The following is a 24,803-nucleotide window of genomic DNA, read 5'->3' as shown; positions in this document are numbered from 1 at the left end:
AATCAGAATTCTTCCCAATCGTCCTGGGGTGCGGCGGCGGAAGCCGTTGGCCTTACCGGCAAAGGCCTTGGCGACCGTACGCCCGAGAGCGCGGGCCGGAGACATGGCCGGCTTCGAATGCGCCGTTGCCGCGACTGGCCGTGCCGGCGTTGCCGATATGGGCCGGGCGGGCATTACCCGAGCAGGTGCAGCCTGCACGGAATTGCCGAGACGGAATTGCTGCAGCAGCTCGTTGAGTGCAGCTGCTTCGCGGGCGAGCGCGTGGCTTGCCGCCGTCTGCTCTTCGACCATCGCGGCATTCTTCTGGGTGCCCTGGTCCATATTGTTGACGGCCGTGTTGATCTCCTGCAAGCCGGTCGACTGCTCGCGGGTCGCCGTCACGATCGCGCCGACATGGCGGTTGATCTCTTGCACTTCGGATACGATCAATTCCAGCGCCTTGCCGGTCTCGCCGACTAGCGACACACCAGTGTTGACCTGATCGCTCGACGTCGTGATGAGGGACTTGATCTCCTTGGCGGCGTTGGCGGAGCGCTGGGCAAGCTCGCGCACTTCCTGGGCAACGACCGCAAAGCCCTTGCCGGCATCCCCCGCACGAGCTGCCTCGACGCCGGCGTTCAACGCCAGAAGATTGGTCTGGAACGCGATGTCGTCGATGACGCTGATGATGTTACTAATCTCGCCCGAGGACTTTTCGATCTGCTGCATGGCCGCGACGGCTTTGCGAACCACTTCGCCCGACCGTTCAGCACCCTGGCGGGCGCGCTCGACGAGATGGCCGACATCTTCCGCACGCTTGGCGGAATCGCGCACCGTGGTCGTGACCTGCTCCAGCGCTGCGGCCGTCTCTTCAACGGCGGCAGCCTGCTGCTCGGTGCGATGCGCCAGATCATCGGCGGCGGCACGAATTTCGTCAGCACCTGCATTGATGGCGCGGGCATTGGAGCCGACAGACTGCAGGGCGGCCTCCAGTTTCTCGACTGCATTGTTGAAATCAGCGCGAACGCTATCGAATTGCGGTGCAAAGCTGTTGTGAAGACGGGTTGCGACATTACCCGACGATAGAGCCGAGAGGCCGCCGGCGAGCGCTTCCATGGCGAAACGGATTTCGCCTTCTTCACGCGCCTTCTGCTCGTCATTCATCAGGCGCTGACGTTCGGCATCGTCACGCATGCGCTCGGTCTCGCCGGCAAGACGCAGCTTCTCGATGCCGGCCTCCTTGAAGACGAGGACGGCATCCGCCATACGGCCGATTTCGTCGCCGCGGCCGACAGCCGGGACTTCGATATCGTGCTCGCCGTTTGCCAGACGGCCCATGGCCGCCGTCATGCCGACGATCGGGCGCACGATAATGCGCGAGAGCAGCCAGGCAAGCACAGCGGCGGCTAGCGAGGCGAAGATACTGCCAAGAATGAGGGTCAGGCGAAGATCGCCATTGGCATCGTCCTGCATGGCTGCCAGGTCGCTCGCCCTGGCGCGTGCGGCCTTCTTGATCTTGGCGGCAGCTTCACGGAAGCCGTCAAGCTGACCCTTGGTTTCGTTCTGGCCGATCTTGACGATCTGATCGAGCGGCATCTCGGTTTCCTTGCGCGCCTTGGCCTGTGGCTCCGCGAGTTGATGGAAATAGAGATCGGCAGCTTTCTGCATGTTGTCGATCGCCTGCAGCAGATCCGGAGAATCGGCGGCCGCCTCCTTGGCGGCTGCGATGCTCTTCAGCATCCGCTCGCGATTGTTGAAGATATCGCCGTAGGTGCTTTCGCTGCGCAGAAGCAGAAAACCGCGCAGATTGACAGCCTGTTCCAGCATCGACTGCAGGGAGTCGTCGATCAGGCTGACGAGCTGCTGCGATTTTGCCTGCTCGTCGGCGGCTCCGGCCGAGACGTCCTGCTTTGCATAGACGAAAGCGGAAACACAGGCAAAAATGGCGATCAGGGCCGTAAATGTAATGGCAAGCTTGCCATTCAAAGAGAGTTTTTTCGCAAACATGAGCGAGCGCCTCCTGAGCGCCGGTCCTAGCGAGCATCGTCCGGCCGTCATTGGGAGGGAGTACGGCCAATGCTCGAAGAATTCAGGGAGGGCATGATTGGGACGCAGACGCGTGAAGCCTTCATGGCAGGCGGTGATCTGGAAGCGGATCACCGCAATCCTCGGCATGAGTAGAGGTTTCGGCTTTAAATTTATTTAATTTGCGCGGACTGCTCAGCTCAGCACTAGTTCACCGCTGCCGCAGCCAGGATCAGGATTTCCAGATCGTGCTCCGGGTAAAAATCCTGCGCTATCATCTGGAACGTCGTCGCGCCGATCTTCTTCACATTCGTACCGCAAAAGCTGATGTAGTTCTCGGGACTGCCCTTATCGACCGTCAGCTCGAAATGCTTGATCGGGCCGGACCAGTTGGCACCTGTCGTCAGCACATAGGAGATCCAGCTTTCGGTATAGCCGCGACCACCCTTATCGGCCGCTGTGGCAAGCTTGACGGCCGTCTTCAGAAAGGCCTCATCGAGGCAATATTTGGCGCGATAGTTCTGCAGCTGCTGCTTCTGGTAATCTTCGTCGCCGGCAAAGGTGATGGCGACGGTTCCGCCGACGCTCGGCTTGTAGCGATGCTCCACGGCGATCCTGGCCTTGGCCGGAAACTTGGTGCGCCACCAATAGGTCGTGTGCAGCGTCCACATCGGCGTCGGATGATGTTTCATGCCCTGGCCGTCGGCGTCGTATTCATCATCGGCGATCAGTCCGCGGGCTGTCCAATCCTCGAGCACATCGACGGGCAATTTAGCGACGGCATCCGTCGCCGCCTTGCTGAGCGGCAGCAGCGGCACGCCGTGAGCCCTCAGTTCGTCGGTCATGTCGACTCCGGCAACCGATACGCGCTGCTGCAGGATCGGCGTGATGGCCTTGCCGTCCTGTGTGACGGTGAAGCCGAGGAAATTGTCGGAATCGACATTTCCGGCATCAACCATGCTGTCGATGTCGCCCTTGATATCGGGCATCGGAAAGGCGACGACGCTTTCGACGTCCTTGTCGGACGTGTTTTCAAATACGTAATCGACACGGACCTGTTCTGGCGAAATGAACAGCTTTTCCTGATCCATGCTGATATCGCCGGTGCGGACATAGGCGAGACCGCCCGTCTTCAGCTCGGCCATCGTGTCGTTTGCCATAGCCGGAGCCGCTGACATCGCCATCAGCGCAGCATAGCCACCAATCTTCCACATGATGCCCCTCGCCCATTGATCGCGGCGATTATGGCTGGCCGCTATCCGACGTCAACGCCGATTACAGCATAAAAGGCTTGCAACATAATGCATTGCCCGGCATGGACAGCCCATGTCCGAACCGCAACGCCTCGATCAGCTTCTTGTCACCCTTTCGCTCTTCGCCAGCCGCTCGCGCGCTCGCGATGCGATCCAGCGCGGCACGGTCACCGTGAACGGCAAGATCGTGACGAAGCCGGGAGCACTTTTTTCCGAAAATGCCAAGATCAGTATCGACGATCCGGCGCAGGATTATGTTTCCCGCGCCGCGTTGAAGCTGGTGGCGGCGCTCGATCATTTCGGCCTCGATCCGAAGGGACAACATTGTCTCGATGTCGGCGCATCGACAGGCGGCTTTACCGAAGTGCTGCTTCAGCGCGGCGCTACCCATGTCACGGCAATCGATGTCGGCCACGACCAGATGCATCCGCGCATAGCGGACGATCCACGCGTGACCAATATCGAGGGCCTGAACGCGCGCAACCTGACGGCGGAAGATATCGGCGAACCTTTCACCTTCGTCGTTTCCGATGTCTCCTTCATTTCGCTGAAGCTGGCTCTCGCGCCGGCGCTCGCGCTCGCCGAACCCGGCGCGCGGGCGGCGCTGCTGGTCAAGCCGCAATTCGAGGCGGGCCGCGATGCGATCGGCAAGGCCGGCCTGTTGAAGGACCCCTCCTCCGCTCCGGCTGTGGCCGCCGAACTCGAGCGCTGGTTCACCGAAGACATGGGCTGGCAAAGCCTCGGCCTCATCGCCTCGCCGATCGCAGGCGGCGACGGCAATCAGGAATTTCTTCTCGCAGGGATCAAGCCATGAGCACCGAAACCGTTACCATTCAAAAGCTCGGCGCCCAGGGCGACGGCATCGCGCAGGGCACCGATGGCCCGATCTACGTGCCCTTCACCCTACCGGGCGAAAACGTCGCCATCGCGCGGGTGAAAAGCCAAGGCACGTTGATGTCGATTACGACGGCCTCACCGGATCGCCAGGAGCCGCACTGTCGGCATTTCGGCCCACATGGCGTCAACGGCGCCTGCGGCGGCTGCACCCTGCAACATTATGCCGATGCGCCCTATCGCGCCTTCAAGCGCCAACTGGTTGTCGACGCACTTCGCTCCAAAGGCCTGACGCCCGAAGTGGACGATATCGTCGCCGCGCATCCGGGCGAGCGCCGCAGGGTCGTCTTCGCCGCGCGCAAGACTGAAAAGGATATGCTGATCGGCTTCAATCAGGCCGAAAGCCACCACATCGTCGCCATCGAGGAATGTCCCATCGCCTCGGCCGGCATCATGGCCAGGCTGCCCGCCATCAAGACGATTGCAGCGGCAATCGCCATCAATGCCGAAGCCTTCCGCATCTCCGTATTGGAGACGCAGACGGGCCTCGACCTTGCCGTCGACGGCATCAAATCCCTTTCGGACAAGCAGCGCCGCAGCACGATCGAAACCGTGTTGTCGCTTCGAGGCATCGCTCGCGTCTCGCTAAACGGCGAAATCCTAGTGGAACCGGTAAAGCCGATCATCGATTTCGGCGGCGTACAGGTTGCGCCGCCGCCCGGTGCCTTCACACAGGCGACCAAGCAGGCCGAGGACGCCATGGCGGAGCTGGTTGCAATCCACGTCGGCAAGGCCAAGCGTATCGCCGATCTCTTCGCCGGCAGCGGCACATTCTCGCTTCGCCTGGCGCGGATCGGGCGGGTGCATGCGGTCGAAGGTGAGGCCAAGCCGCTTGCCGCTTTGGATCATGCTGCCCGCAACACGCAGGGACTGAAGCCAGTCACCGTGGAACGCCGCGATCTTTTCCGCCGGCCCTTGATGGCGCAGGAATTGAAGGTCTACGATGCCGTTGTCTTCGACCCGCCGCGCGCCGGCGCGGAATTCCAGAGCAAGGAACTGGCGCGCTCCCAGGTCAAGAAGATCGTTGCCGTCTCCTGCAATCCGCTGACCCTCGCCCGCGATCTCGCTATCCTGGTCGAGGGCGGCTACCGCATTACGCGGGTGACGCCGATCGACCAGTTCCTGTGGACCTCGCATGTCGAAGTCGTTGCGGCGCTGGAGAAGTAGCTCTCTTCGCCAGAAGTTTGGTGGTCGGCCCTCGTGGTTCGAGGCTACGCCCTCTGGGCTTCGCACCTCACCATGAGGGCGGAGTCGCTCACGATCGAGATGCGCCAGAGATTAGCCTTCATTCTGGGGAGGCCCGAAAGGCCGTCTCGAAGCACGAGGGCGGGTGAGCTTCACCGCTTCATGAAGGCTTCGAAAGCCGCGCGGGCCTCGGCGCTTTTCAGCTGGGCGGCAAAATGTTCGGCTTCCTCCTGGATGCGGTCGAGGACGGCATCGGTTGGGCCTCGCATCAAGTCACGCGCAATCCGCAGAGCCTCGGGCGGCTTGGCGGCGAGCTTTGCGGCCAGCGACAGCGTTTCGGTCTCCAGCGTTTCCGGTGACGCCACCTTCCAGATCAGGCCCGCCTCTTTCGCTTCGGCAGCGGAAAAGCCTTCGCCAAGCGCAAGCAGGGCGAAGGCGCGCTGGTGGCCCATGATACGCGGTGCGATCAGGCTCGACGCCGCCTCGGGAACGAGGGCGAGATCGACGAACGGCGTCTTGAACAGACTGCGATCGGAAGCAATCGTCAAGTCGCAATGAAGGTGGATCGTGGTGCCAATGCCGATCGCCAGACCATCGACACCAGAGACGACGGGCTTCTTTGTGCTCGCCAGTGCAACGAGAAAATCAATGACTTCGCGCCCCATATTGCCGCTCATGGCGAAGGCAAGGAAATCCGCCAGATCGTTGCCGGCGGAAAAGCAGCCTTCGGTGCCGAGAAAGACGTGGACGCGGATATCCGGCGCAGCTTCCGCTGCCTTGAGCGCATCGGTCACGGCCTGATACATGGCGCGCGTGATGGCATTCTTCTTTTCCGGCCGGTTGAAGCGGATGATCTGGACCTGTGGCGCAGTCTCGGCGCGTTCGATCAGGATGTGGTCGGTCATGGCTTTTCCCTTAGGCTAGTGCGACGCGGGCGGCTTCGAGGCTGGATGCGCCGGCGATAACCCGATCAGAGAGAGCGGCGGTTTCGGCCAGAAGATTTTCGGCAGCGAACCGGCAGAGTGTGATGCGCTTGGCGCCTTCGCCGTCGCCTGCATCGGCAAGGCCACCCTTGGCCAGATACGAGCCGGTCAGCACCAGGCCGAAAAGCCGCTGATAAGGCGTGGCGCCCGCCAGAGCTTCAGCAATGGCGCCTTCTGCCTGTTTCGACAGGAGCCATTCGCTCGTCTTTTCGAGATCGGCAATGGCTGCCTGCAGCCGCGGCGCCGTTTCACCGAAGCCTTCGAGATTGGATTTCGCGACACTATCGGCAATCTCACGCAGTTCAGCAATGATGCCGCGCACCTGATCGCCATTGCCGATTGTCAGCTTGCGCGTCACCAGATCGATCGCCTGGATGCCGTTGGTGCCCTCGTAGATCGGTGCGATGCGCACATCGCGCAGCAGGCGTGCTGCCCCCGTCTCCTCGATGAAGCCCATGCCGCCATGAACCTGTATGCCAAGCGATGCGGCATCGACGCCGGCATCGGTGGAAAAGGATTTGGCGATCGGCGTCAGCAATGCTGCACGCTCCTGCCAATATTTCGCCCTCTCGGGATCGCGATGCGACATGTCGATCGCCTGTGCACAGGCGTAGCAGATCGCGCGCGAGCCCTGCGTCAGGGCTTTCATCGTCAGCAGCATACGCGCGACATCGGGATGCTCGATGATGGGGCTCATGCCTGATACGGCCGTGCGCGGCGCGCGGCCCTGGGTGCGCTCCCGGCTATAGGCGATAGCCTTCTGGGTTGCCGCTTCGGCAATCGCCACGCCCTGAATGCCGACAGCCAATCTGGCATTGTTCATCATCGTGAACATGCAGGCGAGGCCCTTGTTCTCCTCGCCCACCAGCCAGCCGACGGCGCCCTTTTCCGCACCATATTTGCCATCGCCATAGATCATCGTGCAGGTCGGTGAACCATGGATGCCGAGCTTATGTTCTAGCGAATGCACGAAAAGATCGTTGCGGGCGCCGAGCGAACCATCCTCATTCACAAGGAATTTCGGCACGAGAAACAGCGAAATACCGCGCGTGCCGAGCGGCGCATCCGGAAGGCGGGCGAGAACGAGATGGATGATGTTCTCGGTCGCTTCGTGATCGCCCCAGGTGATGAAAATCTTCTGGCCGAAGATGCGATAGGTGCCGTCATCGCGGCGTTCGGCGCGGGAGCGCAGAGCACCGACATCGGAACCCGCGTGCGGCTCCGTCAGATTCATGGTCCCCGTCCACTCGCCCGAGACGAGCTTTGCCAGATATGTCTTCTTGAGGTCTTCGCTGCCGTGAGCCCGCAGCGCTTCGACCGCTCCCATGGTCAGCGTCGGCGCGAGGCCGAAGGCCATTGAGGCGGAATTCCACATTTCCAGCGTCGCGATGTTCAGCATGTGCGGCAGACCCTGCCCACCGAACTCCTCGGGCGCGGTCAGGCCATTCCAACCGCCAGCGATCCAGTCGCGGTAGAGCTTCTCCCAGCCATCGGGAAGAACCACCTTGCCATCCGCCAGCCTTGCGCCTTGCTTATCGCCATTCTCGGCAAGCGGCTCCACCTCTTCGCCGGCGAAACGCCCGGCTTCCGACAGGATGGCATCGACAAGATCGGTGCTGAGATCGCCGAGAACGCCCTCTTCCATGGCGCGCTCCATGCCAACGACATGTTTCAGGGTGAACGCGATTTCTTCGACAGGCGCCTTGTACATGATGATTTCCTCCGGATCGATACGAGCGATGGCCCGCCTCATCCGGACCATCGGCCATTTGTGGTTATAGCTAGTTTATTTTTACGTAAACGTCAATTTTCTCAAATTGCAGGAAGCATCGATTTCCATCATCTCGCGAACCCGAACGTGACATGTGTCTTACGCGTGCCGAGCGGCCGTGACATCGCCGCCTATATCCGCGATTATTCCGCCAAAGCAGCGACTTGCATAAACAATCGTCATGAACGAAGACTAAGGCAACTGTTCAGACAATGCGAATGATGCCCCCATGAACACGCTCACGTCAGCCAACACCATACCAGGCTTTATCTGGGCATACCGTCTCCGTCCCGGCGAAACCAAGCCGGAGCGCCTACCTGACGATACCGATCGTTCGAGGCTGTTCGGCGACGACGGCTTTCTCTGGCTGCATCTCAATCTCGTGGATGCCCGGGTGCCGGCCTTCCTCGAGGATGCGCCGGGGCTGAACGAAGCCGCCCGCATAGCGCTGACCACGCATGAGACACATGCAACGATTACGGTCGACGAGCAGATGCTTTTCGGCACATTGGTCGACTTCCAGCGCGACTTTGCCCACAACACCCACGACATCGGCTGGCTGCATTTCGCACTGACCGATCGCCAGCTGATAACAACCCGGCTGCAGCCGCTGCGCAGCCTGGACAGGACCCGGGTGCTGATCGAAAAAAACGCCGCACGATTTTCCAATCCCGTTGATATTTTCGAGCTGATCGTCGTCGAGTTCCAACGAACCCTGATCTCCGTCGTCATCGAAATCAGCGAAGAGCTGAATGGCATTGAGGATTTCGTCCACGGCAATACGTCGCGCGACGAGCGTGCCAAGCTGCCGCCCATCCGCAGGACGATCGTGCGCCTGCATCGCCATCTACGGACCGTTCTCTCGTTGATGCGCCACGCCGCTGCCTCCGACGACGAGGAAATGCCGCTCGGTTTCGAGGATGTCGCCGGCCGGCTGACGGGACGCCTCGAAGCGGTCGAGCACGACGTCTATGCACTGCAGGAACGGGCGAGGCTGCTGCACGAAGAGATCGATTCGAAGCTTGCCTCCGAGATCAATCGGCATCTCTACATCCTGTCGATCATGACCGCGTTTCTGCTGCCGCCGACGCTGGTGACCGGATTCTTCGGGATGAACACATCAGGGTTGCCGCTGGCGAGCGGTGCAAGTGGCACCGGATATGCGGTTGGCTTCATCATCGCCTCCATGCTGCTGGCATGGTGGCTACTCAAGCGGGTCAATATTCTCTGACGTCGAATCATGCAAAAAGCCGCCCGGCGAAAAACCGGACAGCTGGCATTGGTCGTTCTGGAAACGCTGCTTAGAAATATGGCGAATAGCACTGACGGCGCGGGCCGGAATTCGGCTGGAACGTATTGTCGTAGGCGCGATAGGAGCGATAGCGCGACTCGCACCAGGCGACATGGCGCGGGTTGATGCCCGCGGACGGAGCCGGAGCCGGCTCATAGTAACGCGGTTGGCTGGCGATCGCGCCGCCGATCAGCGCGCCTGCGCCGAAGGCAGCCAGCGGGAACCAATAGCCGTCATGATAGCGATAGCCATGACGATACCCTCGATAACCACGATAGCCGCCATACCAGCCGCGGCGGTAGTAACCGCCATGGCGCCACTGCACCTGTTCGACATTACCAGGCGCGGCCTGGGTGGGCGCGGCCTGTTTTACGATCGGTGCGGCCGGCATCTGCATGGCAAAAGACGGTGTGAAGCTCGTCATGGCGACGGCAGCCGTTAAGGCGACTGTCGCGATTTTTGCACGGAAACCAAGCATTTTCATCTCCATTCCCTGGTTCGACTTGATACTCAAGCCTGTAGCGTTTCATGTCGGGAATGCTTCCCGAGCAAGGTTTCGCCGCCTGCTTCGTCGCATATCCGAATAGACGGCAAGAAACGCGGCAGCGCGTTATTTAGTTCCTCAAATCCCTACCGATTTAAGGAGTTACGAGGGGCTCCACGATGAACTTATAGTGATTGCTTTCTTAACCCAAGATTAACCAGCAATCCTTACTATTATTTCATGAAAGGATACCGAAAGAGTAACCTCCTCATTTACAGCTTGCTGACGATCCTGGCCCTGATGGGGCCGGTCTCAAAGCCTTCGGCCGGCGAAAGCCAGCCCTGGGGCGATCCGAAAAACGCCCTGATTGTCGATGCTTACGAGCTGAACACCATCGACTGGACCGCGTTTCTGCAGGACAAACGGATAGCCGGCTTCATCTCCAAGGCGTCCGACGGACTTCCTGAAAGCTTCAGTTGCACAGGCGACCATGGCGGCGATACGGTGGCCCATTGCAGGACGATGTGGCGAAAATACGCAGTTAGCCGCGAACTGTTTCAAACCCGCCGCATGCTGGCAAAGACGAATGGCCTGTTATGGGGCGCCTATCATCTGGGGCGCCCGGGCAATCCGATCGATCAGGCCAATCATTTTCTCGACTACGCCAATCCTCAGCCGGATGAACTGATGGTGCTCGATATCGACGGCATGGACACGACGCAGTTCATGTCGCTGGATGACGCGCAGATCTATGTTGCCCACATCAAGGTCAGGACCGGGCGCTACCCCATTCTCTACGTCAATCACAACACGGCGCGATACATAGCCGACCATCGCGGCACCTATCCGCTGCTGTCGCGGCTGCCCTTGTGGTATGCGCGCTACAAGCCCGATGTCAAAGGCACTTTTCCACTCGGCAACTGGGACAATTATGCCATCTGGCAGTTCGCTTCTTCAGACAATTGCTCGGAGAAAAGCTGCCCCTATCGCGTGCCGGGCACGCTCACCGATATCGACGTCAATGTCGTGCCGATGACGAAGATTCAGCTTGCCAAGATCTGGCCGCAAGGTGATCTCCTGCCGGCCAAACCCCTGCCCGCACCGGACGTGACGATCGCGCTCGCACAGATGTGCAGCGGGCCGCGGCAGACGCTCGTTTCGCTCATAGCCGACGTCGACCCAGTCGTCACTGCCTCGACCCCGCAATCGAAGCCGGCCGAGATCAACGAGCTGAATTACCAGGATTTCTAGAGTATCTTCGCTTTTCCTCAAATCGCGAAAACGCTCTATCTTCTTGTTTGTTTACGCATTCCGGACGGAAAACCGCTGCGCACCTGGAAATGCTCTACGCCTCGATCTGCACATCCGTCTTCGGACGCGAACAGCAGGCGAGGATATAGCCCTCGTCGATCTCGTCATCGAGGATGCCGCCATTGTGGCTCATCTCGACTTCGCCGGAGAGCTTCATGACCCGGCATGTGCCGCAAAGACCGGATTCGCAGGCGGCACCGATGCGCACGCCGGCGCCACGGGCCGCCTGAAGCACGGTTTGTCCCGCTGCGCAGGCCACATCCTTGCCCGCCATCGTGAAACGGATCGTGGTCGCCGCCTCGCCCGATGCATCGTCGGAGACCTCTGCAAGCGGCGTTGCCGCATTGGCCGGCTGGAAGCTTTCCTGATGATAGCGCGACATGTCGAAACCATGGGCTTCGAGCATGGAGCGCACGGCGTCCATGAAGACTTCCGGGCCGCAGCAGAAGATCGTCCGGTCCATGAAATCCGGCGCCAGCAGACCGATCTTCGCCTTGTCGATGCGGCCCTTCAAACCCGACCAGAGATCGGTGCGGCCGCAACCCTCGACGATGAAGCCGAGGTTGAGGTTCGGCATGAAGCGGGCGAGATATTCGAGCTCGGAACGGAAGATGATATCCGTCGGGCTGCGCGAACAGTTGACAAAGGTAATATCAGACAATGGTGCGATATCGGACATATACCGCGTCATCGCCATCATCGGCGTGATCCCGGAGCCGGCCGAGACGAAGAGATATTTCTCGCCGGGATGGCGGATATGGCTGAAATCGCCGAGCGGGCCGAAAGCCTTGATGCGCATGCCGGGCTTCAGGTTCTCGAACATCCAGCGCGTGCCGATGCTATCCTTCTGCGCTTTCACTGTCACGGCGACCGAGAAGGGCCGCGACGGCGTCGACGACAGCGTATAGGTGCGCATGACCGGCTCCGGAGCCGTCGGCAGCTCCAGCGTCACGAACTGGCCCGGCAGATAGCGGAACCAGTTGTCCTTGTCGGAGCGGAACGTGAAGGTCATCACGTCGGGCGCTTCGGGCGTTGCCGAAAGGCATTCGAGCACATGCTGCCTGTCATTCCAGGGCTGCATCTGATCGAGGTGGCGATGCGGAAGGGAGACGGTCATGTTCATGCTCAGGCAACCGCCGACAGCTTAGCCTGGTCGCCCTGCAGCCGGTTGATCATGAAGGTCGTGTACCATTCGACGAACTGCATGACTCCCCCTTCATGGACCTCCGAATAGGGACCGGGCTCATAGGCCGGCGAGCGGATGCCGAAGGCGTTTTCCTCGACGATGCGGCGGTCCTGATCGTTGGTTTCGGTCCAGACGTGGGTCAGCTCTTCCAGATTGTAGTCGACACCTTCGACGGCATCCTTATGGACGAGCCACTTCGTGGTGACGGCCGTTTCCTCGGCGCTGATCGGCAGGACACGGAAGGAAATCGCGTGGTCGCCGAGCATGTGGTTCCACGTCGTCGGGTAGTGGAACAGCAGCATGGTGCCGATGCCGTTGATCGTCACGTCAGATGAGAGCGGCCGCCTGACGGCATTCTGACCGGACATGGTGTAGCTCTCGGCACCTTCGATCAGCGGCATGCGGGCGGTGCGGAACTGCCCGTCAGGAGAGATCTTGAATTCGCTCGGCAGGCCGGCGGCTTCGCAGCGTGCCCAGTGCTCGGTGATGACGGGGTCACTCATCGCGCCCTGCACGCCGGTGACGGTCGGAGCCTCCGGGAAGGTGCGGCAAAGTTCCGGGTGATTGGCCGCGCAATGATAGCATTCGCGGTTGTTTTCCCAGACGAGCTTCCAGTTGCCCTTTTCGATAATGGTGCTCTGGAAGGCGACCTTGGCTTCGCTGATGCGGTGCGGCGCCATGTAGGGCTCGATCGTCGCGCGAACCGGGGCGAAATCGGGAGCGTTCTGCGCGAGGCAGATGAAGATGTAGCCGCCGACGCTTTCGCAGTGAACCGGCTTCAGCGAATACTGGCTCTTGTCGAAATCCTCCGCCATCTGGCGGGCAAAGAGCAGCGAGCCGTCAAGTTCGTAGGTCCACTGGTGATAGGGGCAGACGAGCTTTGCCGAGGAGCCGCGCTCCGTCGTGCAGACGCGTGAGCCGCGATGGCGACAGCTATTGTGGAAAGCGCGGATGACCTGATCGCGGCCGCGGACGATGACGACGGGATAATCGCCGATCTGGACGGTGAAATAATTGCCCGCGCGCGGCACTTCGCAATCATGGCCGATAAACAGCCAGTCGCGATAGTAGATCGTCTCCATATCGAGCTTGAAGTAATCCGGATCGGTGTAGAAGGGTTGCTCAAGGCTGAAACCCGTCCGGTGGTTCTTCAGTTGCCGCAGAACTTTGCTGCCGATGTCCATTTGCCTATCCTTAGCAGTACTAGGAGGCGGGCAAAGGACATGCACGGACGATTGGGAGCGGCCAAAAGCAATGTCCCGACCACCCGCCGCGGTCAGTAAACCTATGTGCCCAAGGCTGGTTTCCGGGCTCTGGAGCGGCCCTGTTTCCAGAGCCCCATGGCACCTTCCCAGACCGATCGGTCCAGTGGCTTTATCCGCCATGCCTCACTCCACCACCGTTGCGGGGGCAGCGCCGGATTTTGACCGGCTTCCCAATTCTCCGTCTCCCTAGCAGACGGCACCTTGAGATTGATATCATCATAGCTCTGGGCCACGTAAGCCGCTGCGCTGCAATGCGACATCGGCTTCGAATTTGACGACAGGCGAAACGGGACGCCGGGACGGTTGCATGCCGTGAAAATATTGAGAGGTGATTCAATCATTTAGTCGCCCGCGCGAGAGGTGGCCCGAGCATCGCATTTGCATTCTGCCAATGACGCTTTATTCTGATTGCGACAAGCCCGCGAGCGGCCGCTAATCAGGAGAATAAGTGGGCGGCGGAGAGCGCCTGCAGAGTCGGTAGCGGTAGTCTTGGCTCAGGCGCGATCAAGCTCGGCTCAAGCTCCGTAATCCATCATGTTCTCCAAAGAGTTTTATAGCGAGATCCGGCATGGCCAAACTCAGATATTTCGACGCTGGGAAGCCCGCCGAGCCCGAACCGGCGCCACCGGTATCGACGACGGGCTACAGCGAATTCCTGCGCACCGGCCGCATCAACCGCAACAGGCCACATTGGCTGGCGGAAGAGCGGGAATATCTTACCCATGAGCAGGTGGCTGTGCGCACGGCACAGAAGCTCAGGGATGCCGGCGAAAAAACCCATGACCGGCTCAACAGCTTCCACAAGTCCATCCGCTTTCCGAAGCTCATCTTTCATCACACGCTGAAGGACACGCCGCATCTCGGCTATTGCCACGTCACCGCTGCGCGGACGCAATTCGCGCATTACGAGGACGTGAACTGGGCTTTCTATATCGCCAATTTCTTTGCCCGCATCGGCCAGGAAGAGAACTTCTTCGAAGACATCAGCCTCAAATATTCGCGGATGTATTTCGCCGTCGCCATCCACCCGGACAAGGACACGGAAGACAAGAAGCTGACGATCAACCGCGACGTCAGAGGCAATGGCGTCCTGTTCCACACTCACGATCCGCAGATCGCCATCCGCAATGTTCTCTTGCTCGGCGCCCGCAACGAGCAGCTTCGCGACATTATTCGCCAGCTTTGACGATTGATCCGAAAACTCGAAGAGCATAAGAAACGGCCTGAACTGCAAACAGGCAGGCCATGGCACGACACATAGACATTCTCGAACATCCGCAAACGGCGATCGAAGTCGCGACAGCGGCTCTCGCAGAGGGTCTGCCGATCGGGCTGCCGACGGAGACGGTCTATGGTCTTGCCGCCGATGCTACCAATCCAGCCGCCATTACCCGGATCTATGAGACGAAGGGCCGTCCGCGCTTCAATCCACTGATCTGCCATATGAGCGATCTCGCCATGGCCGAACGCTATGCGGTCTTCGATCCCACCTCCCGTAAATTGGCGGAAGCTTTCTGGCCCGGCCCGCTGACGCTGGTGCTACCGCTCAAACCCGACAGCGGCATCCATCCGCTGGCGACTGCCGGGCTCGACACGGTCGGCATCCGCGTGCCGCAAGGCTTTGCCGGCGATCTGATCCGCGCCTTCGGCCGTCCGCTTGCCGCGCCGAGCGCCAATACTTCGGGCAAGATCAGCGCCACAAGCGCCGATCATGTGAGTGAAGACCTCGGGGAGCGGATCACGCTCATCCTCGATGCCGGCGCCTCAGTCGTCGGCGTGGAATCGACCATCGTCAAGGTCGAGGATGGCGAGATGCGTCTGCTGCGGCCCGGCGGGCTGGCGGCAAGCGAGATCGAACGAGTGGCCGGCAAGGCGCTGAAGCGCAAGAAGAAAGCCTCGGCTGCCATCGAGGCTCCGGGGATGATGGCTTCGCATTATGCACCGGGCGCAGCCGTGCGCCTCGACGCGACTGAGGTTTCCGCGAACGAAGCGCTGATCCGCTTTGGAACACCAGATATTCCCGGCATCGAAAAGGCTATTGCCGTGCTGGATCTGAGCGCCAGCGGCGATCTTTCGGAAGCTGCCGCAAACCTTTTCGATTTCATGAAGCGCGCCGATGCCACCGGCGCGACAACGATTGCCTTCTCGCATATTCCCGACGAGGGCCTCGGCGAGGCCATCAACGACCGGCTGCGCCGCGCCGCCGCGCCCAGAGAATAAATCAGCCATCGGCAAAGGACACGCCATGAGCAGCTCCGTCCCCTCTTCCGACCTTCTCGATCGCTTCGCCGCCATCGTCGGCGAAAAGCACGCCGTGCGGGATCCGGCGGAAATTGCGCCGCATCTCGTGGAAAATCGCGGGCTCTATCACGGCGCCTCGCCCATGTTGCTGAAGCCCGGCTCGGTAGAAGAGGTTTCGGCCATCCTCAAGCTTGCCAGCGAGACCGGCGCGGCCATCGTTCCCCAGACCGGCAATACCGGCCTTGTCGGCGGGCAAACGCCGCGCGAGGGTGGTTCCGACATCATCCTTTCGCTGGAGCGCATGAACCGCATCCGCGATATCGATCCGGTCGGCAACACCATGATCGTCGACGGTGGCTGCATTCTCGCGGATGTCCATAAGGCTGCGGCCGAGCATGGCCGCATGTTTCCGCTTTCGCTTGGTTCCGAGGGCTCCTGCCGTGTCGCCGGCAATCTTTCCACCAACGCCGGGGGTACGGCCGTTCTCGCCTATGGCAACATGCGCCAGCTTTGCCTCGGCCTCGAAGTTGTGCTGCCCACGGGCGAGATCTGGAACGGACTGCGCCGTCTGAAGAAGGACAATACCGGCTACGATCTGCGCGATCTCTTCATCGGCGCGGAAGGCACGCTCGGCGTCATCACCGGCGCGGTGCTAAAACTCTTTCCGCAGCCGCTCGGCCATCAGGTGGCCTTTGCCGGCCTGCAGTCGGTCGATGACGCGCTGACTTTATTCAAGAATGCCTCCAGCCTCTGCGGCACGGCGCTGACCGGCTTCGAGCTGATGCCGCGCATCGGCGTCGAATTCACCACGCGGCATATTCCGGGCGTGCGCGACCCCCTCGACACGGCCCATCCCTGGTATGTCCTGATCGATATTTCCACCTCGGATTCGGCAGAGACCGCCGAGCGGATGATGACGGCGCTGCTCGAGCAAGGCTATGAGGCCGGGCTGATCCAGGATGCGACCATTGCCAGCTCGGAAGCGCAGCAGAAGGCCATCTGGCATATGCGCGAGAGCATGTCGGACGCACAAAAGCCTGAAGGCGGCTCGATCAAGCACGACGTTTCCGTGCCGGTGGCCCAGATCCCGCAATTCATGGCGGAAGCCGAAAAGGCCGTTGTCGGTGCCATGCCGGGCGCACGCGTCTGCGCCTTCGGCCATATGGGCGACGGCAATATTCACTACAACATCTCGCAGCCCGTCGGCGCCGACAAGGCGGAATTCATCGGCCGCTGGCGCGAGATGAACAAGATCGTGCATGGTCTGGTGCTGCAGCATGGCGGCTCGATCTCGGCCGAGCACGGCATCGGCCAGCTGAAGCGCGACGAGCTTGCTTCCATCCGCTCGGAGATCGAAATCGACCTGATGCGCCGGATCAAGACAGCCTTCGATCCGGCAGGCATCATGAATCCGGGCAAGGTCCTCAAGGTCTGAGGCTCAAACCGTCACGACGACCCGCTCCGAAGCAAAGCAACCAATCTGGCAGGAAATCACATTGCCATCGGCATCGATGTCTTCGCCGGCATAGGCAAGCACTGGCGCGAGGCGCGATTGCTGCAGCAGACGGGCTTCCGCTTCAGTCGGCATGCGCGCGGTGATGTCGGTGGAGCGTCGCCAATAGTCGGCCACGCCATAATCCTTCAGCGCCGCCGTGAATGAGCCCATTACGGTGAATTTCTCTGCCAAACCGGGGAAGCGCTTGGCCGAGCAGCTGCGCATCACGAACGAGACGGGAAGCGCATCGGCATAGGCTACCAGGCACATTTCCAGCACCGCCTCGCCCGGCTGAAGATTGAGCCGCGTGGCGATATCGGCAATTGCCGGAACTTCCCTGGCCGAGACAACCTTGCGCGTGAGGTTCGCATCCGTCGCGGTCAGATCCTTGGTGAACCGTACCTTGTCGCCCAACTGGAAACGAACGGGCATATCGGCACGGACATAGGCGCCGCTGCCGCGCGCCACGCGCAACAAGCCCTCCCCTTCCAGCTCTGCGATCGCGCGCCGCATCGTCACCCGGGAGACACCGAATTGTTCGGACAAAGCGCGCTCGCCCGGCAGCCGGCTGCCGGGCGCATGCGTGCCCGTATCGATGGCATTTCGCAGCTTCGCGGCAACGGCCGCCCAGCCTCCCGCAGCCCTTACGCCTTTGTCCTGTCGATTTTTCTCTTCCATCACCAATCTATTGCCTTGAAATTGGTATATACCAATTTATAAAGATCCAGCTCGTTTATGGAAGGGATCGGCATGGGCGACAAGCGGATATATGTCACGTCAGTCAGCAGCAGCGGCGTTCACGCGTTCAGCAAGCAGACCAAGGATCATATTCAATTGTTGGCCGGACTTGGCGTCGAAGGCGATGCACATATGGGGGTGACGGTGAAACACCGCTCTCGCGTCGCGGTCGATCCGACCCAGCCGAATCTGCGCCAGGTACACCTCATCCAGGAAGAGCTGTTCGACGAGCTTACTGGAAAGGGTTTCTCCGTTTCGCCGGGTGACATGGGCGAGAACATTGCGACCCGAGGGATCGATCTGCTTTCTCTGCCGCAAGGCACGCGCCTGCATATCGGTGCTGAAGCGATCGTCGAGGTGACCGGCTTGCGCAATCCCTGCAAGCAGATCGACAATTTTCAGAAAGGCCTGCTGCATGCGGTGCTCGACAAGGATGCCGATGGCGGGCTGATCCGCAAGGCGGGCATCATGGGCATTGTCTCGAGGGGCGGTCGTGTGCAGCGCGATGATGCAATCCGTATCGAGTTGCCGCCGCTGCCGCATGTGAAGCTTGAGCGGGTTTGATCAAAGATAACAGCGTCATGGTCAGGCAGGCATGCCTGCGGCGGGGACGACCTTATGGGAGAAGCCAGCTCTGAACATGCTGAGCCTCTGATACCCCCCTCTGTCACTTACGTGACATCTCCCCCACAAGGGGGGAGATCGTTAACCTGTGGCGCGTAGTTGCCCCAAGTAAGCATCGCATTTATTGAAATCGAAGTTTCTGTTTTAACTAAGGGCGGGCGTCAAACTCCCCACAATCTCCCCCCTTGTGGGGGAGATGTCACGAAGTGACAGAGGGGGGTGCGCACTCTCCGCAACAACCGCGGCAAGCGTCATCCCCCAACTATATCAATCGAAATCCTCATTGCCCGAATTGCCGCCGCCATTGCGGTTGCCGGAGATGATCTCGCGTTTGCCGACATGGTTGGCGGGGCCGACGAGACCGTCCTTTTCCATGCGCTCGACCAGCGATGCCGCACGGTTGTAGCCGATACCGAGGCGGCGCTGGATGTAAGAGGTCGAGCACTTCTTGTCGCGCATGACCACCTTGATCGCCTGCTCGTAGAGATCGTCGCCGTCTTCCGAGGCAATCGCGCCCTTGTCAAAGACGGCTGTGTCTTCTTCCTCGTCTTCTTCGTCTTCGTCGGCGGTGACCGTGTCGAGATATTCCGGACGGCCCTGCAGCTTCAGATGTGCCACGACCTTCTCGACTTCCTCGTCGGAGACGAAGGGGCCGTGGACGCGGGAGATGCGGCCGCCGCCTGCCATGTGCAGCATGTCGCCCTGGCCGAGGAGCTGTTCCGCCCCCTGCTCACCGAGAATGGTGCGGCTGTCGATTTTCGACGTCACCTGGAAGGAGATACGCGTCGGGAAGTTCGCCTTGATCGTGCCGGTGATGACGTCGACCGAGGGACGCTGCGTCGCCATGATCAGGTGGATGCCAGCGGCACGCGCCATCTGCGCCAGACGCTGGATCGCACCTTCGATCTCCTTGCCGGCGACCATCATCAGATCGGCCATTTCGTCAACGATGACCACGATATAGGGCATCGGCGTCAGGTCCATTTCCTGTTGCTCTTCGATCGGGGCACCAGTGCCCTTGTCGAAGCCGGTCTGGACCATGACGTGGATCGTCTCACCCTTTTCCTTGGCGGAGGCAACGCGGCTGTTGTAGCCGTCGATATTGCGCACGCCGAGGCGCGACATCTTCTTGTAGCGATCCTCCATTTCGCGCACGGCCCATTTCAGCGCCATGACGGCTTTCTTGGGATCGGTCACGACCGGGGTCAGCAGGTGCGGAATGCCGTCATAGACGGAGAGTTCCAGCATCTTCGGATCGACCATGATCAGGCGGCACTGTTCCGGGGTCATGCGATAAAGCAGCGACAGGATCATGGTGTTGATCGCAACGGACTTGCCCGAGCCGGTGGTGCCGGCCACGAGCAGATGCGGCATCTTCGCGAGTTCTGCGATGACAGGCTCGCCGCCGATCGTCTTGCCGAGGCCGAGCGCCAGCTTGTAGCCGCTCTTCTCGAAATCGGGCGAATCGATCATCTCGCGGAAATAAACCGTCTCGCGGTTGACGTTCGGCAGTTCGATGCCAATGACGTTGCGGCCCGGAACGACAGCAACGCGAGCCGAGAGGGCCGACATCGAACGGGCGATATCGTCCGCAAGGTTGATGACGCGCGAGGATTTGACGCCGGGCGCCGGCTCGAATTCATAAAGGGTGACGACCGGGCCTGGACGAACATGGATGATCTCGCCCTTGACGCCGAAATCCTCCAGCACGCTTTCCAACAGGCCAGCATTCTGCTCCAGCGTTTCCTGCGTCATGATTACGCCGGAACGGGCAACAGGCTCCTGCAGCAATTCACGCGGCGGCAGCTCATATTCGCCATCAGCGGTGCGGGCAATCGGGCGCCATTCGGGCGGCGTCAGGGAGACGGGCCGGCGCGGCGAGATCGGCAAAGGCGGCGCGTCGATCAGGCGCTGGGCAGCGGCCTCGACGGCGGGAATGGTGGATATAGCCTTGGCAACTGGTTCAGCAGCCGCCGGAGCGGCGACCTTCGCCGGCATCGGTGCCACGACCATGACCGGAGCAGGACGGGTTTCGACGGCCGGAGCAGCCTCGGTGCCATAAACGGCGGTGACGAAGGCAGGCGGCACGAATGTCTCGGCTGAGGCCTCAACGACAGGCTGCGGCTCCGGCTGCGGCGCTTCCTCAGAAGCCGCCACAACTTCGATGACCGGAGCCAAAATGGCAGCCTCCAGCGCTGCGAGCTCGTCCATGGCAGGGTTGCTCAGATCTGCCGTCGGCTGGCTGGAAATGGTTTCGACTGGTGCTGGGACCTCTACTGACGGAGGCTGCACGGCAACGGGCTGCGGCGCGATGGCCGCTGCCGGGCGGCGGCACTCGACGACGCGGAACTTTGCGATGATCGATTCGGCATCGACTTCCGGCCTGGACGACGCGGGCTGCTTCGGCTCACCCCTGAGGGCAGAAACGAACTCGCCGTCGAACGGCATCGCGTCCCAGAAAGCGAAATCGGAAAGATGGGCAAGACGCGACTCGACCACAGGCGCGGCTACGGACTCGGGAACACTTGACTGTACAGGGGAAGCATCCAGCGCGATCGCGGGAGCTTTCGAGAATGCGGTAGCGATAACGGTCATCTCCAATGCGTCCGGCTCGGTTGCCGGGGAATTCTGAATTACTGTCGGAATATAGCCTTCCACCGCCAGCGGCATGTCTTCGAGCGGTGGCAGATGGAACTCGTCCTGCCGCACGGGCGGGACGACAATGGCTGCAGCAGGTGCCGCAGGTGCTTCGGCCACAACAGGCGGCTCCATCACCCGCATAGCGGCATGCGCGGAAGCCTGCGGCCGGATCTCGGGCTTCGGCTCGGCAGGCGGACGGCGGCTGATGATTTCGTTTTCGCGCGTGCGGGTAAAGCGCACGTTCGGCCCCATCAGGAAGGCATTCTGCCAACCTGGAGACGCGAGATCTTCCGCAGAGATCCCCTGCGGCAGAACCGGCATTTCCTGTTCGCTCGTAACCGCAGCGGCCTGCAACGCCTCTACAACGGGCGGTGGCGCAGCTGCGGTGCGCTTCCTCACCTCGTCGGCAAGGCGCTTTTCCTCGGCTTGGCGCTGCTCTTCGGCCTTGCGCTTGGCTTCGCGGGCATTGCGAATCTTCTCTTCCAGAAACGCGCGGCGAGCAGCAATCTGCTCGGCCCGGCGGGCCTCTTCGGCCGCCTGCTCCGGGTCGAGATCCCCCTCCGGCTGGACGCCTTGCGAGGCATTGGAAAGTGTCGTTCGGGAAAGACGCATGAGACCTGCAACCCAGTCATTGATATTGCCGTTGGCTTCTCAAATCGAATAGGGCAAGGATGGTTAATAAGTTCCTTCCTGCCGTTGTGGAAAGCTGCCATTCCACACCCGAAAAACACGTCCGAATATGCTCAGAAACCCTGCGAAAACAAGGGCATGGTAAGCCCCTGCCGCGCGGAAGCGCAACAGGGAGACAGGTTAGATTTTTTGCTGGACCTGTTACCGCGACGAAGACAGCTGCGCGATGGAAAGCAGCGTATCGGCGCTGATGCCGGAGCTCGACGACGAGCCCGTGAGAATCGATAGCGCCGGCGATGTCGAGGAGGTCGTATTGTTCTCCATGTCATACATCGCGGAGAATCGCTGTAGCAGCTGATTGACCTTATCCGGGTCCTGCAGATCGCTCACATTGACGAACTTGCTCAGCATGCTGGCCTGGGTATCGACATCCATATTGGAGATCGAGCTTGGCAGGTTGTAGGTGGTGGTGATGACCTCATAAAGCGCCGAATCGCCCATGATGTCATAGATCGAGTTGATATCTGGCGCCTTGCGCTGGAAGTAGAGCGCCAGTCGCACGCCGGGATTGGTCTCGCCTTGCTGATCTTCCAGCGTTTGATGCAGAAAGAGATCATTGGTCGCCGCAAGGGCGCCCTGGTTTTGCGCGGTGCCGAGCTTGCTGTCGGTCAGGTTGCCGTCAGTGCCGAAATTGAACGCCTCGACGATGCTCTTGAACTTGGCGCCATCGGTCGTGTTGATGAAGCTCTTCGAATCGGACGGATCGGAGGCGAAAGCCTTCTTCAGCGTCGCCGTATCGACCGTCTTCGGATCGATGCCATTGGCCGTCAGGATGAAATTCGTAAGCTTGCTGTCGGCCAGGAGATCCGTGACGCTGGTCACCTTGACGATATTGGTGGCGAAATAGGTGCCTGCGGTCTTGGCATCGCTGGTGGCTTTGGTCAGTTCGGCGCCCGACAGCCCCGCCGTGGTGCGGCTGGAATATTCCGAGATATAGCTGTTGATTTGCGTTTGCGACAAAGACTGCACCGGAGGCTTCAGATTGCCTTTACTGTCGAAATTGAAGGCCTTGGCAAGCGCGGTAAAACGAGAGTCGTTGAGCGAGTTGACATAGCTCTTCGGATCGTAAGGATCGCTTTCGAGAATCTTCGTCAGCTGAGACTTCGTGACTTCGTTCTCGCCGATGCCATAGGCACGCAGCGCCATCTGATAGAGTTCCGGCGCACTGTCGTTGGAGGTATCACTGTCGGACGTATTGCTCGCAAAGAAATCCTTGATGGTCTTCACGCTGGCAATGCGGTTCTTGTAGTTGTTGACCGCATCCGTGGTCAGGGTCGATTGCGACGACTGGTAATTGCTCATATAGGCCTTTGAGGCCGCGTCGATCTCAGACTGGGACTGCGCGGTCTGACCGGAAGCAAGCGTCCCGTCCGACTGGAAATTGAATTGGGAGACGACGTCGGTCAGACCGAAGATGGCGGCGGTCGTCGAATCGCCGAAGGCGTTCTTGAAGACGACGGCTGGCGTCGTCGGATCGATGCCGTAAGCCGTCTTGATGTAATCGAAAAGGCGCGTGTCCGACGTCAACTGGTCGACCGACGTGATGGAGCCGATATGATTCTTGTAATAGAGATCGTTGTCGGTTGCGCCGACGCTCGTCGTGAACGAAGGCACGGTGGAATTGTAGGCGCTCATCACATCGGCCTGCTGACTGAGCGTCTGCGGCCCTCCGGGATAGTTCGCGGTATAGCCTCCCGTGGTGGCGCTTATCTGGTCAGATGTCTGTGCTTGTGAACCGGATGCGACGGTGCCGTCGCTCTGGAAGTTGAATTCCGCCATGACGGCGGTCAACCCGTTCGAACTTGCGGTGCTGGCATCCTTGGCCGAAGCATTGAACTGGTCTGCCGTAATGTAGGACGGAATATTGAATGCCGTCTTGACGTATTGGAACAGCTGCGGATTGGACGTCAGCTGATCGACCGAGGTGACGCTGCCGATATTGGCCTCGTAATAGGCCGTATCGCCGTCCGGCGTCGATGTCTTGACCGTGCCATCGGCATTGAAATTGAATTCCGCCACTAGGGCCTTGTCGGCAGTGCCGCCATTCTGATTGACGTAGCTGTTCGGATCGCTGAGATCGCTCGTCAGCATCTGCTTCAGAGCCGAATTCGACACATAGGTCGGGTCGATACCGTAGGCCTGCAGCACATAATTACGCAGGCGGGTATTGCCGAGCAGGTCATCGACCGTCTTAACCGAGCTGATATTCTGGCTGTAATAGGTCGTTTCGCTCGCCGCCGACGTCTCCTCATTCGTAAAGGATTGTTGGTAAAGCCCGATGAGGTCGTCTTCCTGCGTGCTGGTTTGTGCCGTATTCGTCGTACCCGTCGCGCTCGTGCCGAAATTGAACGCCGCAGCGAATTCTTTGTAGCGCGGATCGGTGAGCTTATTGGCGAAACTGCTGGAGTCGCTGAGGTCGCTGGTCAGGACCTGTTTCATAAAGGCCTTGGCATAAGTCATGTCCGAAAGCCCGTAGGCTTCCATTGCGTAACTGTATAATTGATAGTCATTCAGGAAGCTGTCGACGTCAGTTACTTTGCCGATATTGGCGTTGTAATAGTCGATCAAACGCTTGTTTTGCGACTGCTGCGCCACCTGGTTGAGTGAGGTCGCCATATCTCTGGTTGCGATCGTATAACCAAGATAAGTGGAAATCATCAGCAGAATCCCAATAGATCTCTAATAAAGGGGGCGAATCTGGCTGACATTATTTCATACAAACCTTACCTGAGACTTACACGCACTCAC

17 protein-coding genes, 1 pseudogene and 1 riboswitch are annotated in these 24,803 nt (G+C 60.2%); of the genes and pseudogenes, 8 read left to right on the top strand and 10 right to left on the bottom strand.

Translation table 11 applies throughout. The features are described from left to right. Positions 1-2 precede the first annotated feature (2 nt). Together AC13RC_RS01720 and AC13RC_RS01715 are read right to left on the bottom strand one after the other, a co-directional pair. Positions 3-1,986: pseudogene (locus AC13RC_RS01720) on the bottom strand (methyl-accepting chemotaxis protein). A 224-nt stretch (positions 1,987-2,210) separates the two neighbouring features. Further along, positions 2,211-3,218 carry a DUF4424 domain-containing protein gene (locus AC13RC_RS01715; protein WP_488556316.1) on the bottom strand — a complete coding sequence of 336 codons (1,008 nt, stop codon included), beginning with the start codon at positions 3,216-3,218 and terminating at the stop codon, positions 2,211-2,213. A 112-nt stretch (positions 3,219-3,330) separates the two neighbouring features. Between AC13RC_RS01715 and AC13RC_RS01710 the strand changes: the two genes are divergently transcribed. Both AC13RC_RS01710 and AC13RC_RS01705 read left to right on the top strand, forming a co-directional pair. Beyond that, positions 3,331-4,071: a TlyA family RNA methyltransferase gene (locus AC13RC_RS01710; RefSeq protein WP_069613724.1), complete on the top strand. Its 741-nt coding sequence runs from the start codon at positions 3,331-3,333 to the stop codon at positions 4,069-4,071. Beyond that, positions 4,068-5,318 (top strand): class I SAM-dependent RNA methyltransferase, encoded by a 1,251-nt coding sequence (locus tag AC13RC_RS01705; protein WP_488556315.1) that lies wholly within the window; start codon positions 4,068-4,070, stop codon positions 5,316-5,318. Before AC13RC_RS01710 ends, AC13RC_RS01705 begins: the two co-directional genes overlap by 4 nt. A 170-nt stretch (positions 5,319-5,488) precedes the next feature. Here the strand turns inward: AC13RC_RS01705 and AC13RC_RS01700 are convergent, their stop codons facing one another. Continuing rightward, complete coding sequence (locus tag AC13RC_RS01700; protein ID WP_488556314.1) at positions 5,489-6,241, bottom strand: crotonase/enoyl-CoA hydratase family protein; 753 nt, start codon at positions 6,239-6,241, stop codon at positions 5,489-5,491. A gap of 10 nt (positions 6,242-6,251) precedes the next feature. After that, on the bottom strand, positions 6,252-8,030 hold the full coding sequence (locus AC13RC_RS01695) for an acyl-CoA dehydrogenase family protein (RefSeq protein WP_488556313.1): 1,779 nt from the start codon (positions 8,028-8,030) through the stop codon (positions 6,252-6,254). 289 nt (positions 8,031-8,319) lie between these two features. On the opposite strand from AC13RC_RS01695, the gene AC13RC_RS01690 reads away from it, so the two are divergent. Continuing rightward, entirely contained in the window at positions 8,320-9,321 is a 1,002-nt protein-coding gene (locus AC13RC_RS01690; RefSeq protein ID WP_488556312.1) for a transporter, read from the top strand. Positions 9,322-9,391: 70 nt separating this feature from the next. Here the strand turns inward: AC13RC_RS01690 and AC13RC_RS01685 are convergent, their stop codons facing one another. Next, positions 9,392-9,859, bottom strand: coding sequence for a BA14K family protein (locus AC13RC_RS01685; RefSeq protein WP_488556311.1), 468 nt, complete (start codon positions 9,857-9,859; stop codon positions 9,392-9,394). Positions 9,860-10,165: 306 nt separating this feature from the next. Between AC13RC_RS01685 and AC13RC_RS01680 the strand changes: the two genes are divergently transcribed. After that, entirely contained in the window at positions 10,166-11,116 is a 951-nt protein-coding gene (locus tag AC13RC_RS01680; RefSeq protein ID WP_488556310.1) for a glycoside hydrolase family 25 protein, read from the top strand. 94 nt (positions 11,117-11,210) lie between these two features. On the opposite strand, the gene AC13RC_RS01675 is transcribed toward AC13RC_RS01680, so the two are convergent. Both AC13RC_RS01675 and AC13RC_RS01670 read right to left on the bottom strand, forming a co-directional pair. Continuing rightward, the gene (locus AC13RC_RS01675) at positions 11,211-12,299 is read right to left on the bottom strand and encodes an FAD-binding oxidoreductase (protein ID WP_488556309.1); all 1,089 of its coding nucleotides are present in this window, start codon (positions 12,297-12,299) and stop codon (positions 11,211-11,213) included. Between the two features lie 2 nt (positions 12,300-12,301). After that, positions 12,302-13,546 carry an aromatic ring-hydroxylating oxygenase subunit alpha gene (locus AC13RC_RS01670; RefSeq protein ID WP_488556308.1) on the bottom strand — a complete coding sequence of 415 codons (1,245 nt, stop codon included), beginning with the start codon at positions 13,544-13,546 and terminating at the stop codon, positions 12,302-12,304. Between the two features lie 96 nt (positions 13,547-13,642). After that, positions 13,643-13,846, bottom strand: a riboswitch (cobalamin riboswitch). Positions 13,847-14,195: 349 nt separating this feature from the next. Between AC13RC_RS01670 and AC13RC_RS01665 the strand changes: the two genes are divergently transcribed. Genes AC13RC_RS01665 through AC13RC_RS01655 form a run of 3 tightly spaced genes read left to right on the top strand, consistent with a single transcriptional unit; the run spans position 14,196 to position 17,303 of the window. Then, positions 14,196-14,813, top strand: coding sequence for a DUF6656 family protein (locus AC13RC_RS01665; RefSeq protein WP_069613716.1), 618 nt, complete (start codon positions 14,196-14,198; stop codon positions 14,811-14,813). A 59-nt stretch (positions 14,814-14,872) separates the two neighbouring features. Next, positions 14,873-15,847: an L-threonylcarbamoyladenylate synthase gene (locus AC13RC_RS01660; protein WP_488556307.1), complete on the top strand. Its 975-nt coding sequence runs from the start codon at positions 14,873-14,875 to the stop codon at positions 15,845-15,847. Positions 15,848-15,872: 25 nt separating this feature from the next. Further along, positions 15,873-17,303, top strand: a complete 1,431-nt coding sequence (locus AC13RC_RS01655) for an FAD-binding oxidoreductase (RefSeq protein ID WP_488556306.1) — start codon at positions 15,873-15,875, stop codon at positions 17,301-17,303. Between the two features lie 3 nt (positions 17,304-17,306). Here the strand turns inward: AC13RC_RS01655 and phnF are convergent, their stop codons facing one another. Further along, positions 17,307-18,041 carry a phosphonate metabolism transcriptional regulator PhnF gene (gene phnF / locus AC13RC_RS01650; RefSeq protein ID WP_488556305.1) on the bottom strand — a complete coding sequence of 245 codons (735 nt, stop codon included), beginning with the start codon at positions 18,039-18,041 and terminating at the stop codon, positions 17,307-17,309. Positions 18,042-18,113: 72 nt separating this feature from the next. Between phnF and AC13RC_RS01645 the strand changes: the two genes are divergently transcribed. Then, positions 18,114-18,665, top strand: a complete 552-nt coding sequence (locus tag AC13RC_RS01645; RefSeq protein ID WP_488556304.1) for an MOSC domain-containing protein — start codon at positions 18,114-18,116, stop codon at positions 18,663-18,665. A 327-nt stretch (positions 18,666-18,992) separates the two neighbouring features. Here the strand turns inward: AC13RC_RS01645 and AC13RC_RS01640 are convergent, their stop codons facing one another. Together AC13RC_RS01640 and AC13RC_RS01635 are read right to left on the bottom strand one after the other, a co-directional pair. After that, on the bottom strand, positions 18,993-21,686 hold the full coding sequence (locus tag AC13RC_RS01640; RefSeq protein WP_488556739.1) for a DNA translocase FtsK: 2,694 nt from the start codon (positions 21,684-21,686) through the stop codon (positions 18,993-18,995). 510 nt (positions 21,687-22,196) lie between these two features. Then, the gene (locus tag AC13RC_RS01635) at positions 22,197-24,713 is read right to left on the bottom strand and encodes a DUF1217 domain-containing protein (RefSeq protein WP_488556303.1); all 2,517 of its coding nucleotides are present in this window, start codon (positions 24,711-24,713) and stop codon (positions 22,197-22,199) included. Between the last annotated feature and the right edge of the window lie 90 nt (positions 24,714-24,803).

This window comes from Martinezella sp. CNPSo 3890 (assembly GCF_057784455.1).
Note: the sequence above shows the minus strand (reverse complement) of the source record. Positions and strands in the feature narration are given on the sequence as shown.